Annotated in this window: 11 protein-coding genes, 1 tRNA gene and 1 other RNA gene; 2 read left to right on the top strand and 11 right to left on the bottom strand. The window is 45.7% G+C overall.

Features of this window, described 5'->3' with window-relative positions:
- Positions 1-319 precede the first annotated feature (319 nt).
- From HUJ19_RS05535 to HUJ19_RS05495, 9 genes are all read right to left on the bottom strand, one after another.
- Positions 320-592 carry a hypothetical protein gene (locus HUJ19_RS05535; RefSeq protein ID WP_290622707.1) on the bottom strand — a complete coding sequence of 91 codons (273 nt, stop codon included), beginning with the start codon at positions 590-592 and terminating at the stop codon, positions 320-322.
- 59 nt (positions 593-651) lie between these two features.
- Positions 652-787, bottom strand: a non-coding RNA gene (locus HUJ19_RS05530) — RtT sRNA.
- A 68-nt stretch (positions 788-855) separates the two neighbouring features.
- Positions 856-946, bottom strand: a tRNA-Ser gene (locus HUJ19_RS05525).
- Positions 947-1,007: 61 nt separating this feature from the next.
- On the bottom strand, positions 1,008-1,223 hold the full coding sequence (gene csrA, locus HUJ19_RS05520; RefSeq protein ID WP_012801363.1) for a carbon storage regulator CsrA: 216 nt from the start codon (positions 1,221-1,223) through the stop codon (positions 1,008-1,010).
- Between the two features lie 402 nt (positions 1,224-1,625).
- Complete coding sequence (alaS, locus tag HUJ19_RS05515) at positions 1,626-4,259, bottom strand: alanine--tRNA ligase (RefSeq protein WP_290622706.1); 2,634 nt, start codon at positions 4,257-4,259, stop codon at positions 1,626-1,628.
- A 62-nt stretch (positions 4,260-4,321) separates the two neighbouring features.
- Positions 4,322-4,792, bottom strand: coding sequence for a recombination regulator RecX (gene recX, locus HUJ19_RS05510; RefSeq protein ID WP_290622705.1), 471 nt, complete (start codon positions 4,790-4,792; stop codon positions 4,322-4,324).
- 41 nt (positions 4,793-4,833) lie between these two features.
- Positions 4,834-5,871, bottom strand: a complete 1,038-nt coding sequence (gene recA / locus HUJ19_RS05505) for a recombinase RecA (protein WP_290622704.1) — start codon at positions 5,869-5,871, stop codon at positions 4,834-4,836.
- Between the two features lie 208 nt (positions 5,872-6,079).
- Entirely contained in the window at positions 6,080-6,574 is a 495-nt protein-coding gene (locus tag HUJ19_RS05500) for a hypothetical protein (protein WP_290622703.1), read from the bottom strand.
- Positions 6,575-6,608: 34 nt separating this feature from the next.
- Positions 6,609-7,106, bottom strand: coding sequence for a CinA family protein (locus tag HUJ19_RS05495; protein ID WP_290622702.1), 498 nt, complete (start codon positions 7,104-7,106; stop codon positions 6,609-6,611).
- Positions 7,107-7,216: 110 nt separating this feature from the next.
- Between HUJ19_RS05495 and mutS the strand changes: the two genes are divergently transcribed.
- On the top strand, positions 7,217-9,811 hold the full coding sequence (gene mutS, locus HUJ19_RS05490) for a DNA mismatch repair protein MutS (protein WP_367273972.1): 2,595 nt from the start codon (positions 7,217-7,219) through the stop codon (positions 9,809-9,811).
- Positions 9,812-9,852: 41 nt separating this feature from the next.
- Positions 9,853-10,176, top strand: coding sequence for a ferredoxin FdxA (fdxA, locus tag HUJ19_RS05485; protein WP_290622700.1), 324 nt, complete (start codon positions 9,853-9,855; stop codon positions 10,174-10,176).
- A gap of 578 nt (positions 10,177-10,754) precedes the next feature.
- Here fdxA and HUJ19_RS05480 read toward each other — a convergent pair.
- A complete protein-coding gene (locus tag HUJ19_RS05480) occupies positions 10,755-11,021 on the bottom strand; it encodes a hypothetical protein (RefSeq protein ID WP_290622699.1) in 267 nt (88 codons plus the stop codon).
- A gap of 148 nt (positions 11,022-11,169) precedes the next feature.
- On the bottom strand, positions 11,170-13,284 hold the full coding sequence (locus HUJ19_RS05475) for an amidohydrolase family protein (RefSeq protein ID WP_290622698.1): 2,115 nt from the start codon (positions 13,282-13,284) through the stop codon (positions 11,170-11,172).
- Between the last annotated feature and the right edge of the window lie 277 nt (positions 13,285-13,561).

The following is a 13,561-nucleotide window of genomic DNA, read 5'->3' as shown; positions in this document are numbered from 1 at the left end:
CCCTCGAACTTTAGTATTTTGTAGAGCTCAACAGGCTCTTTTGTAATTTCTACTGTTTTCACTATAGGCCCCACTTCTGTGTTAATTAATCGTATTACATCATATAAATGGACAACAGCTAACTTTATGTTCAAATTTTACTGGGTTATATTATTTTAAACCGAGCATTGTGGATTCCCGCCTTCGCGGGAATGACATGAGTTACGGGGTTTCTTTACCTACCACCTGACTGCAAAACATTAAAGTAGGTGGTAAACAGCCCCCGCACGCGACATAAAAACTACAGGCAAAAAAACCTGCCGAAGCTGGTTTAAACAGCCTAATCCTGCTCACTTCTTTCTCTGCGCTCGTTTGAAAGTCTACGGATAAGCCATACTACGTAAGCAACAATGAAAGTGACACTAAAAAGCAAACCGAAAGATACTATTAATCCAGCATATACGTAACCCTTTGTTCCTTCAAACGCAGTAACGTCTTTAGAGAAAATATCGGCTAATAAGGGAGTGAAACTCAATGTTATTAGAATGGCGGCAAACCAATAGATAAAGCTGAAGGTTACTTTGGAGATTCTTTGTTTGGGTTGATTACTCATAAAATCATCCTTGATTAAATTGTGAATATAAAAAACCTGCCGGAGCAGGTTTAAAGAAACTCTTTTGAGGGAGGGATTACGCGCGCTTCGCGCTTGTCCTTCGGATCATCGTCACTTCGTTCTCCGATGTTGTCTCGCAGCTAAGCAGCTCGGCTCGAACCCGAGGGTTCTCAGCCCTCCCTTGCGATTTTGCAATCGCATCCGTGCATCATATAAAACCTGGATATAAAAAAACCTGCCGGAGCAGGTTTTAAACAAACTAATGGCGGTGAGGGAGGGATTCGAACCCTCGATACCGGATTAGGGTATACTCCCTTAGCAGGGGAGCGCCTTCAGCCGCTCGGCCACCTCACCTTTAGTGCGGACGGAATGTTACCTTATTTAAGATAAATTGCAACACTCCTTTTCCACTTTTTTAATAATATTCGTTGTCGTCTGATGAACCGCCTTGATAACCTTCCATTTGCTTTTCATGTTGAATGCGCAAATAGATTTCTTCGCGGTGTACAGCAACTTCTTTAGGTGCGTTGATACCGATACGAACCTGGTTTCCTTTAACGCCTAAAACAGTAACGGTGATTTCATCACCAATCATAAGTGTCTCACCGACACGACGGGTTAAGATTAACATTCCAATCTCCTACATTTCCTGTAGCTCAGAAATTCGGCAGTCATTGCTTATTTCTTCGCCATCTACAAATCGTCTGTATAGATTACATACAAAGTTGAAGCGACGGATTCTATCAATATTCCTCGCACAACTCTACTTTTTTGTGAGTGAACCCACAAAGTTACTTAACTAGAATAATCGGATACAGTTTATTTGTATAGCTAAAGGCCTGAAATCAGGCCTGTTGGGCATAAAACTTGCATTAGTACATCAAATTAACCATTACTACGTCATTGCGAGCGACTAAAGGGAGCGTGGCAATCTGGTAAAAACTACTTTTCCTCTGTTCACGAGATTGCTTCGTCACTCGAGTCAGCGAAGCTGACCGAGCTCCTCGCAATGACATACTAATATGGCTTAGTTTTAGCTTAAGCGCTCTGTAACCCAGGGCTTTACGCTATCCAGTGCTGCTGGCAGTGCCGCGGGGTCTTTACCGCCTGCTTGCGCCATGTCAGGGCGGCCACCGCCCTTCCCGCCTACTTGCGAGGCGACCATGTTCACCAGCTCGCCAGCTTTAACTTTGCCGGTTAGGTCTTTGCTGACGCCGACAATAATGCTGACCTTGTCTTCTTCAGCGATGCCCAATACCACAATGCTTGAGCCCAGCTTGTTTTTAAGCTGATCCTGAATATCACGCAGTGCTTTAGCTTCAACGCCTTCTAATTTAGCGACCAGTAACTTAACGCCATTAATTTCTTCGGCCTGGCTGGCGAGATCACTGCCCTGCGAAGATGCTAATTTGCTCTGCAGGGCTTCGATAGTCTTTTCCAGTTGACGGCTCTTATCCATCAGCTGGCTCACTTTGTCAGCAACCTGAGAAGGCTCTGATTTGAGTAATTTGCCAATCGACTGCAAGTTGGCTTCCGCTGATTGCATCCAGTTGACCGCACCTGCGCCAGTAGTGGCTTCGATACGACGAATACCTGCGGCAATGCCTGACTCGGATAGAATCTTGAAAGCGCCGATATCGCCGGTGCGTTTAACGTGAGTACCGCCACATAGCTCAACCGAGAATGGCGACATGGTAAGAACTCGTACTTCATCGCCATACTTTTCGCCGAACAGGGCCATTGCACCGTGTTCTTTGGCCTCGCCCATCGACATGATCTGAGCTTCTACTGGGTGATTCTCATAAATCTTCTGATTGACCAGAGCTTCGATCTGGCGAAGCTGTTCCTGCGTCACTGGCTCTGGATTGGAGAAGTCGAAACGCAAACGCTCTGGGCCAACCAATGAGCCTTTCTGGGTCACATGAGTGCCAAGAATGTCGCGCAGCGCGGCATGGAGTAAGTGAGTGGCTGAGTGGTTGCGCATGGTGTGCTGACGACGTTCTGCATCGACAAAAGCCTGAAGCTCGGACTCATTGGAAATTGAGCCTTTCTCCATGTATCCGATATGGGCAATCGCATCACCCAGTTTCTGAGTATCTTCAACTTTAAAGCTGGCGCCACAGCCCATCAACTGACCGGTATCGCCTACCTGCCCGCCTGCTTCCGCATAAAACGGCGTTTTAGCTAAAATGACAACGCCCTTCTCGCCTTCTTCAAGACGCTCGACTTCCTGCTCACCTTTAAGCAAACGTGTAACGACCACATTCTGATTGGTGTAGTCATAACCGGTAAACTCTGAACGCTCGTCGATACTGAAATTATCGTTGTAGTCTGTGCCGAAGTTACTGGCCGCACGCGCACGTTCACGCTGCTCATTCATGGCTTTCTCGAAACCATCCCAGTCAACTTCCAGGCCTTTTTCGCGAGCGATGTCCGCGGTTAAATCTTGCGGGAAACCATAGGTGTCATAGAGCTTGAATACGGTTTCGCCAGAAATGGTTTTGGTGTTGTTAGCTACCAATTCAGCGATATCCTGATCGAGGATTTGCATCCCTTTATCAAGCGTGCGAGCAAAAGCCTCTTCTTCTTTGGCCAATACTTTTTCGATCAGTTCTTTATGCTCAACCAGACCTGGATAAGCATCACCCATCACATCAATCAATGGCTGAATCAGCTTGGCAAAGAAGATGCCTTTTGCGCCAAGCTGGTGACCATGACGAACGGCACGACGGACGATTCGACGTAATACATAACCACGGCCTTCATTGCTTGGAACAATGCCATCCAACACAAGGAATGCACAGGAGCGAATATGGTCGGCAATTACGCGCAGCGATTTGTTATCAAGGTCTTTGACCTTAAACAGATCCGCGGTTGATTTAATGAGGTGTTGGAACAGGTCGATTTCATAGTTGCTGTGAACGCCTTGCAAGATTGCTGCGATACGCTCAAGGCCCATGCCTGTATCAACTGATGGTTTGGGTAGTGGTTCCATTGTGCCGTCTTTGTGACGGTTGAACTGCATGAATACCAGGTTCCAGATTTCGATAAAGCGATCACCGTCTTCTTCAGGCGTTCCCGGAGGGCCACCCCAGATATCTTCACCGTGATCATAGAATACTTCGGTACAAGGTCCACAAGGGCCAGTGTCACCCATAGCCCAGAAGTTATCGGAAGCGTAACGCTCGCCTTTGTTATCGCCGATGCGGCTGATGCGATCCGCTGGGAAGCCAATATCATTAACCCAGATATCAAAGGCTTCATCGTCTTCTTCGTAAACGGTTACCCAAAGCTTTTCTTTTGGCAGCTTGAACTCTTGTGTGAGCAGTTCCCAGCAATAGGCAATGGCTTCTTTCTTGAAGTAATCGCCGAAGCTGAAGTTACCGAGCATTTCAAAGAAGGTGTGGTGACGTGCGGTATAGCCCACATTTTCCAAATCGTTATGTTTACCACCGGCGCGAACACAGCGTTGAGATGAAGTTGCGCGGGTGTAGCTACGCTTATCAATGCCTAAAAAGCAATCTTTGAACTGCACCATGCCTGCATTGGTAAATAGCAATGTGGGATCGTTGGCGGGAATCAAAGGGCTGCTATCTACGATCTGATGGCCCTTGTCCTCAAAGAACTTAAGAAAAGCGTTACGAATTTGGTTAGTTGTCATACTCACGGTGATAACCTATTACCTTATTTAATACTTTAATTTATTTTCTTAACTGTTTGAAAGTTAAGCTATTCATCATCCTCGATTGAGGTGCGAGATAAAATTCGGTTGATTGTATCAAAATCAAAACCGCGGTATTGCATGAAACGCGCCTGCTTGGCTTTTAGTTTCAAGTCTTTACCGGGCAGTTGATTATATTTCTTTTGCCAGATTGATAAAGCGGTTTTATACCAATCTATGTCCATTTCTTCGAATAACAAGCTGATCCGGTGCTCATCAATGCCTTTTTGCTTGAGCTCCTGTTGAATTCGCAGCGGACCATAACCGGATTCGGAACGAACCCTGAGGAAACTTTGCGCAAAGCGTTCATCACTTTGCAGATTACGCTCGGCCAACCGATCGAGATAAGCCTCGACCTCCTCGCCTTCAAAGCCACGAACTTTCAGCTTATCCAAAAGCTCACGCCGGGAATGTTCCCGGCGTGCTAGTAAGTCCATCGCGATAATCTTGTAATCGCGTTTTGGCTTTTCTTTCTTCATTCAGTGCTGTGGTAGCTTACTGTGAAAGAGTACTCTAAAGATTAGGCTTCAACTTCCGGCACATCTTCTTCGTCAGAGGCACTTGAAGCTGTTACCAGCAACTCGTTACGAAGCTTGCCTTCAATCTCTTCTTTAATCTGAGGGTTGTCTTTCAGGAACTGAATGACGTTTTGCTTACCCTGGCCAATCTTGTCGCCATTGTAGGAGTACCAGGCACCTGCTTTTTCAACCAGGTCATGCTTAACACCCCAATCCAGGATTTCACCCTCAAGCGAAGAACCTTCGCCATAAAGGATCTGGAATTCAGCCTGTTTAAACGGCGGCGCCACCTTGTTCTTAACCACTTTAACGCGGGTTTCGTTACCCACGATTTCGTCACCTTGTTTAATCTGGCCGATACGACGGATATCCAGACGAACCGATGCGTAGAATTTCAAGGCATTACCACCGGTGGTGGTTTCAGGCGAACCGAACATAACACCAATCTTCATACGGATTTGGTTAATAAACACACAAAGCGTATTCGAGCGTTTAATGTTAGCGGTCAATTTACGCAAAGCCTGTGACATCAATCGAGCTTGCAAGCCCATGTGCGAATCGCCCATCTCGCCTTCAATTTCAGCTTTAGGAGTCAAGGCTGCGACCGAGTCAACGACCACAATATCAACCGCGCCCGAGCGAACCAGCATGTCAGTAATTTCTAGTGCCTGCTCACCAGTATCTGGCTGCGACACGATTAACTCATCAAGGTTTACACCAAGCTTCTCAGCATAGATTGGATCTAATGCATGCTCGGCATCAACGAAAGCGGCAGTACCGCCATTTTTCTGGCAGTTAGCGATGGCCTGTAATGCCAAGGTTGTTTTACCAGAAGACTCAGGGCCATAAATCTCAACGATACGGCCTTTTGGTAAACCACCGATACCCAACGCAATATCAAGACCTAGAGAACCGGTTGAAATGGTTTCAATACCTTTAGCAGCGCTGCCGTCACCTAAGCGCATAATTGAGCCTTTACCGAATTGGCGCTCAATCTGTGTTAAAGCCGCACCAAGGGCTTTCTTTTTGTTGTCATCCATCTACGGATACCTACCTAATCGTTTATAAAAAGTTAACATTCGCTTCGAAAATAAAGCCCCGATTATTCCACAATCACACTCGAAAAGTAACCTGTGATCGCTGACAACTCATAGAGAAATCAGCTTTTGCCTGCTGGAGCTATTTCCTACTTAACCAGCTTACAAGCATACTGCCTAACACGTCATTTAATGTCGCAATTTACTACAGTTACTTTATTTTCATCGTTGCAAGCAGGTCATTATAGGCTTTGAATGTGTGCTTGCTGGTATCAGAATAACTGACCATAGACATTTTATCCGAGCAATAGATAATATAGTCGCTGGTGTAATAGATAAAAGGTTCGCCCTCTATATTATCAGTTGTTTTATACTGATAAACATCCATATTGCAGTTACTTACCTTTGAGTTCGAATGCGAGATGAACCCATAATTGTCGTTTAGCTCTTTAATTCTCATTGTGTGGTAAATAAGTCGCCCACTTTCGGGATCATATTCAAAGCCTGGAGGGGATTGACGCAACATAAGCAATTTGCCCAGCCCGAGGCTGTACACGTGAAATATATTACCTTGCTCATCTACCCCTTCTTTATTTAGCTCCGCATACTCAGGAACAGTAATCGTCAAATTGCCATGTACAATCTCTTTAGCATCAGCGCTATTTCCGAAAAATAAAGCTGAGACCAATAGTATTAAGAACCTCACAATGTTTTCCTCAATTAAATAAAAGAATAAATATCTATTTTTTCTCTAACCAGCTTACAAGCATACTGCCTAACACGTCATTTAATGTCGCAATACGGACTTCTGAGCGTGAACCTGATAATTGCAGTAATCGCGAGTGGCTAGCCTTGCCGTCAAATAAGCCAATCCAGACTGTACCGACTGGCTTTTCTGGCGTGCCACCATCAGGCCCAGCTATACCGCTGACTGAAACTGCAATATGGTTGTCACTGCCTGACGCTATATATGCGCCACGCGCCATAGCTTCGACAACCTGCTGCGAGACCGCACCATATTTTTCAATGATATGAGCAGGAACACCGAGCATATCCTGCTTGGCCTGGTTGGAGTAAGTGACAAAGCCACGGTCAAACCATTGAGAGCTTCCCGCCTGCTCGGTACAGGTCGCTGCAATTAAACCGCCCGTGCAGGACTCGGCGGTGACCAGCAAAAGGTTTTTCTCTATCAGTAAGTTAGCGACTCTTTTTACGAGATCACTTGAATGTTCTGTCATAGGCTTTTTATCATTTTGAGGCAAGCTTGGCCTACCTCTTTATCATCAGATCCGTTAAGCTATGCGAAAGTTTATATCCTACTCGTTTCAAATAACAATAGACATATTTTATGGGCATGACAGAACAAGAATCTTCGCCAAAGCACCTCGACCAACACACGCCCATGATGCGCCAATACTGGCAACTCAAACAGAATCACATGGATTACCTGCTGTTTTACCGCATGGGTGATTTCTATGAGCTGTTTTATGATGATGCTAAACGTGCCGCTGAATTACTCGATATTACCCTGACCAAACGCGGCAGCTCGGCCGGTGAACCAATTCCGATGGCAGGCGTACCCTTCCATGCTGTGGATTCTTATCTGGCGCGTATCGTCAAGCTTGGCGAGTCAGTAGCTATCTGTGAACAGATTGGCGATCCAGCCACAAGCAAGGGGCCGGTTGAGCGCAAGGTTGTTCGTATCGTAACACCCGGCACTCTGTATGACGAAAACCTATTAGATGCCCTTTCCGATAAGCTGTTAGCCGCGGCCTACAAAAAGCGTAGTCATTACGGACTGGCCTGTCTGGATATGGCCAGTGGTCGTTTCTGGTTGTCGGAGTTTGACAATAAAAATGCCTTTCAGGCAGAGCTGTTCAGAATCAAGCCGGCTGAATTGATTCTAGCCGACAATCAGCAAGAGCTTACCCAAGGCTTAACCACCGCCGTAAAATGGCAACCCGACTGGGCTTTTGATTTTGAACAAAACAGAGACAAGCTGCTAAGTCATTTTGCCGTGCAAAGCTTGGCTTCTTTTGGTTGTGATGATTATGAACTGGCGATTTGCGCAGCTGGAGCCGTGCTTGATTACGCTAAAACAACACAGCTAAACAATCTGCCGCATATTCGCCTGTTGCAGAAACTGGAACACAGCGACCAGTTGGTACTGGATCCGGCTACTCGCCGTAATCTGGAGCTGACCGAGAATATTCAAGGCGGTCACAGTAACACCCTGTTTGAGGTCATGAATTCGACGCAAACCGTGATGGGTGCGCGTTTATTGAAACGGTGGTTGCATACTCCGCTTCGCAATCATGCCAATGTGCAAAAGCGTCTGGATAGTGTCGAGAATCTTATTCATGATCATGCTTTTCTATCGGTTCAGCCGATTCTGTCTGAAATAGCGGACATTGAGCGCATTGTCACCCGCATCGCTTTAGCCAGCGCCAATCCGCGCGATTTGAAGCGTTTGCAACAAGGTTTAACTCAAGCCACCTTGCTGCTCGAGGCATTCAGTCAGCTCAACATCTCATTGGATCAGGCGCAAAATATTGAGCCTCTACCCAATATTCAGCAGCTACTGGAGCGTGCTTTAGTCGAGCAACCACCAATGGTTATTCGTGACGGTGGCGTTATCGCAGAAGGCTTTAATAGTGAACTCGATGAATTGCGCTCGCTAGCTGATGATGCCAATGAGTTCATGTTGTCACTGGAGCAACGTGAGAAAGAAGAATCTGGCATCAACACCCTTAAAGTCGGTTACAACAAGGTGCATGGTTTTTATATCGAGATTTCGCGCGCCCAAAGTCATCAGGCACCAGCGCACTATATCCGTCGCCAAACCCTGAAAAATGCTGAACGATTTATAACGCCTGAGCTTAAAGAATACGAAGAGAAGGTTTTAACCAGCAAGACCCGAGCTCTGGCTCTTGAGAAGCGTCTTTATGAGGAACTCATTCAGGAACTGCAACAGCACGTGGCAGAGATTCAATCCACTGCCAGCGCCATTGCTGAAATTGATGTGCTGGCCTGTTTTGCCGAGCGTGCGACCAACCTTGGCTTTAACCGCCCGACACTGACTAACAATGAAGGGATTGAAATCAAACAGGGCCGTCACCCTGTGGTGGAGTTCCACAGCAAAGAGCCCTTTATTCCGAATGACCTGAGCATTAATAATCAGGAACGAGCGCTGATTATTACCGGCCCCAACATGGGCGGTAAATCTACCTATATGCGCCAAACGGCGCTCATTACCTTACTGGCTTATGTCGGTTCTTACGTCCCGGCGGAACAGGCCGAAATTGGGCCAATTGATCGTATTTTTACCCGTATTGGCGCATCTGACGATCTGGCCAGCGGCCGTTCAACCTTTATGGTGGAAATGTCGGAAACCGCCAATATCTTAAATAATGCCACCAGCAACAGTTTAATCCTGCTCGACGAAATTGGCCGTGGCACCAGTACTTTTGATGGTCTGGCATTGGCTTCGGCAACCATTCAATATATCCATGAGAAATTGCAGTCCTACACCCTCTTCGCCACCCACTACTTTGAGCTGACGCAACAGGCGGAACAATGGGATGCCATGGTCAACCTGCACTTTTCAGCGACCGAGCATAAAGATGCTGGTCAGGAAAAACTCATCTTCTCACATCAGATTCAGCCTGGCCCTGCCAACCAAAGTTACGGCATTCAAGTGGCACAACTAGCCGGACTGCCGAGAACCGTGATTCAACAAGCGCGTCTTCTGCTCCAGCACTTCGAGCAGCATGGTACTCATGAGAGCGAATTACCAAAGATTGAATTGGAACTCATAGAATCAGTGCAATCTAATCCAGAACTGGAAGCGATGGCGGAGCTGGTGAACTCAGCTAACCTTGATGAGATGACGCCCCGCGAGGCGCTAGAACTATTGTATAAGCTGAAAGAATCGCTACAATAACGGGCAGTTAGCTTGCCGTAGAAAATAGCTAGGAGAAATTAATGGCATTCGTCGTAACTGATAACTGTATTCAATGTAAATATACCGACTGCGTAGAAGTCTGCCCGGTAGACTGTTTCTATGAAGGACCAAACTTCCTGGTCATTAATCCAGACGAATGTATTGATTGTGCTTTGTGTGAGCCAGAATGCCCCGCCGAAGCCATCTTCGAAGAAGATGATATCCCAGCCGGTATGGAACACTTCATTGAACTCAACGCCGAATTATCCGAACAATGGCCCAACATTACCGAAAAGAAAGATCCGTTACCGGATGCAGAAGAATGGGATGGTAAGCCGAATAAATTGGAACATCTGGAAAAATAAATAGAAGCCCTCGAATGAGGGCTTTTTTGTATAACTATGTCATACCGCGGTACCAAGGGCACTCCCCTTGGTCGCTCACCGCGGACAAAATCGTATGGAGCGATTTTATAGATTACATCCCTGTAATCTACCTGCTTTGCAGGCCGGCTAAAGCCGTTTCAGTTTGCTCCTGCAAACTGATGAACAGCGAAGCTGGCCTTTGGTGAAATACATGGAAGTATTTCATAATCCAGTGACTTTGTACTATATATGTGGGAAATGCTTTTCGCCCCTCGGCGAGTCCCTTTTCTTTACTTGTCTAAAGAAAAGGGACGAAAAGAAAGGACACCCCGTGATTGAGGTTTCGCTTCGCTCAACTGCCTTCGTATCCGCCAAGCCACTTAACGCACCGTAAAATACGTTCCATCCCTGGCCCGAATTTTACTATTCAAAACGTCCTGTTTTGAATTGCTATGTCTTGGCTACTACTCAGCTCAATCAAAAGGGGTTATTGGTGCGTGTCTGATAGTTTCAGAGTCACATTGATAGTATGAATTTCAGGGGCTGCCCTACTTATAATTAATAGCCTGGCATCATGGCTATAGGTTATCTTCTCTCCATTTATCTGCCCATTTATAAAAATAGAAAAGTAAAAAAAGAAACAAATATAGACAGGTTAAGATAATGGCAGTTTCAAGAGAAAATATATCCCTCAAACCAATACTTTTATATATCAATTCATAAATTGTGAAAATAACAAAGAAGATAAAGGTGTAAACTAATGACTTTAACCAAGGTGATGAACCTTTTTCTAATTTAAATGCTGATATTAGCCCACCCAATATCCCCTCTACGATTCCATCCATTAGCTACACACCTCATATTCCTATCAGTATTAACACTTTGATTTGCTCGTTACAGAGAAATATCAAGAAACATCGATGAAAATAAGGGCAGACACACAGGTCTGCCCCTACCGTACCGATTTATGTGTAAGTTTATCGCTAACCCAAACTACAGTTCAAAATCCACTGACTTGGTGAAAGGTTTTACTCCAATTTCTTCGTAGATTTCATCGGGTTTATAGAGGTTTTGACCTTTGATGACCAAGGCAACTTTGCGAATGTCGTTCATGTCTTCCAGAGGATTGCCGTCGATGAAAACTAAATCAGCCTGTTTGCCTTCTTCGATGGAACCAACGTTCTCTTCATTGCCAACTACTTCTGCTGAGGTGATAGTTGCCAGTTTGAGTACGTCAGCGTTGGAGATTCCACCTTGTGAGTAGAGAATCAGTTCTCGGTGTAGCGTGAAGCCTGCGATGCTGTCGGTCCCTGGCACTACTGTAACGCCTGAGTCATGCAGTTTTTTGACCATGGCGACCATGGCATCGGCTGATTTATTGTAGGCATCGCGCTCTTCTGGCTTGATGTCCATCCAGGCTTTTTTGAAGCCTCTGGCAACGGTAACCGGAAGATGCTCATAAATGGCTGCATTTTCAGGATCGACTTTACCGGCTTCACCCAATAACAGGCTTCTGAATACCGAAACAGTTGGATCGATTACGGTGCCCTTTTCTTTCAGCAACGCCATGAAGTCGTTAACTTCTTTGCTGTTTAAATCCAGTTCATGGGCTTTTTCACCGGGAATGGTAAAACGTAGACGCTGGCGGGTATCGATATTTTTACCGAGGAAGTTCAGGAAAATCATATTGATGTGCTGAATTTCATCAAAGCCAGCGTTGATGGCTTCTTCGGCAGTCATGAATGCAGGGATATGACCACTGAGGCGCAAACCCTTGTCATGGATATGCTTGGCTAAAGGCTCTATCCAGGCAGGCTCCATCGAGCTATAGGTTTTAATTTGTGGGTAACCATTTTCAGCATACCAGTCGACAGCAGCCATAGCGCTTTCCAATGAGTCGACCGTTTTGCCCATTTTCATGGCGTAAGGACTTTCTCGATCCATAAAGCCTGAGCGATACACATCGCTGCCCATAATTTCATTGGCTTCGCTCATGCGCTCGATATCGACGATATTGTCGTGGGTATTACCCATGTCACGCACATTGGTCACGCCTGCTGGCATATTGAGAAGGCCATCACTTTTACTTAAATGACCGTGCATATCCCAAAGGCCAGGAATCAAAGTTTTGCCACTGGCATCAACTTCTGCATAGTCGCCTTCTGGTATTTCAGATCCTATTTTTGTGATGCGACCGTCTTCGATTAATATTGATTGGCCTTCGACGAGCTTGCCAGTAATGACATCCACATAATTGGCGTTAGTCACGAGAATTGGCTTTTCTGAGGTGTGAATGAGCTGGTCTGCTAAATCTTTAAGATATTGGTTATCCGCTTCTTTCTGAATGTCCTGCAGCTGCTCAAGGTGCTCGCGTCCCCATCCTTCCGGAATGACACCAAACCAGCCACCACCATCGGTAGCGAAGAAGTTATAATCATCGTCATACCAGGCAAAGCTTGGCGAGAAACCAAACCCAGTAATACCAATCAAATGAACCGTTTTTTCTTCCTGACCATTATTAAGCGTCACTGAATCCAGCTTGATCATCCCAGCTTCGCCACTTGGCAGGAGTTGAACTTTACCATTTTCGGAGTTGCTAATCGCTTTTAGTAGCGCACTATTAGCGACACCAGTTCCGTCCATGGACACATAAAACTTTTTGCCCTCAACTTTTTCTTCGCCTTGCTCGTTAGTACTTTGCCATTGAGCAATGCTGCCTTTCTGACTAAATGACTCATCAATTGGCGCACCAAAAGCTGAAATACCTTTAACCGTCTGACTGGTAATATATCCCTGCTCGTCAACGGTGATCACTTCTTCAATTTTTATCTGTCGGTTGTTCCAACCAAGCTCCATATCACTGCTATAAACATTCCCCGACTGCTGTACAGACAAAGAACCAGCCTGATCTTCTTTATTATAGATGTTGTATTTAGTTAACTGAGTAACAGCTTCCTGCTGGGCATTATCGACATGAACTGAGTTTTCAGTTGTGCTCACTTGAGCAGAGTTATTTGAGGCCTGCTTTTCATCGTTATTGTCACAGGCAACTAACTGGCTGACCAACAAGGCTACAGCCGCCACTTTGAAAATGGATTTAGTGTTCATAAAGGTCTTCCCCATTTGTGTTTTTTGCGTTCTAAAGAGCTTATAGAGGAGCTGATAAGCTGTCTATACAAAGGCGATGACAAAATGTAAAAAGATATGCATAAAAAAGCCCTAAGCCACATACCGTCGACTTAGGGCTGGGGAGTTGAAGTTTATAGGATGGGTTAACGCAGTGTAACCCATCGTTGTGGCCAGCATGGATTGATGGGTTACGCCTATGGCTAACCCATCCTTGTATCTCTCCTGATAGAATGATTAGCTATCTTTCTATCGCCCA

Origin of the sequence: Kangiella sp., assembly GCF_014762745.1 — a bacterium.
GTDB lineage: Bacteria > Pseudomonadota > Gammaproteobacteria > Enterobacterales > Kangiellaceae > Kangiella.
This window is presented reverse-complemented; position numbering and strand designations above follow the sequence as displayed.

Excerpts from the sequence above, each read along its gene's own strand:
- HUJ19_RS05475 (WP_290622698.1), bottom strand. The coding sequence starts at position 13,284 with ATGAACACTAAATCCATTTTCAAAGTGGCGGCTGTAGCCTTGTTGGTC.
- recX (WP_290622705.1), bottom strand. The coding sequence starts at position 4,792 with ATGAAGAAAGAAAAGCCAAAACGCGATTACAAGATTATCGCGATGGAC.
- HUJ19_RS05495 (WP_290622702.1), bottom strand. The coding sequence starts at position 7,106 with ATGACAGAACATTCAAGTGATCTCGTAAAAAGAGTCGCTAACTTACTG.
- mutS (WP_367273972.1), top strand. The coding sequence starts at position 7,217 with ATGGGCATGACAGAACAAGAATCTTCGCCAAAGCACCTCGACCAACAC.
- csrA (WP_012801363.1), bottom strand. The coding sequence starts at position 1,223 with ATGTTAATCTTAACCCGTCGTGTCGGTGAGACACTTATGATTGGTGAT.
- fdxA (WP_290622700.1), top strand. The coding sequence starts at position 9,853 with ATGGCATTCGTCGTAACTGATAACTGTATTCAATGTAAATATACCGAC.
- recA (WP_290622704.1), bottom strand. The coding sequence starts at position 5,871 with ATGGATGACAACAAAAAGAAAGCCCTTGGTGCGGCTTTAACACAGATT.
- HUJ19_RS05535 (WP_290622707.1), bottom strand. The coding sequence starts at position 592 with ATGAGTAATCAACCCAAACAAAGAATCTCCAAAGTAACCTTCAGCTTT.
- HUJ19_RS05480 (WP_290622699.1), bottom strand. The coding sequence starts at position 11,021 with ATGGATGGAATCGTAGAGGGGATATTGGGTGGGCTAATATCAGCATTT.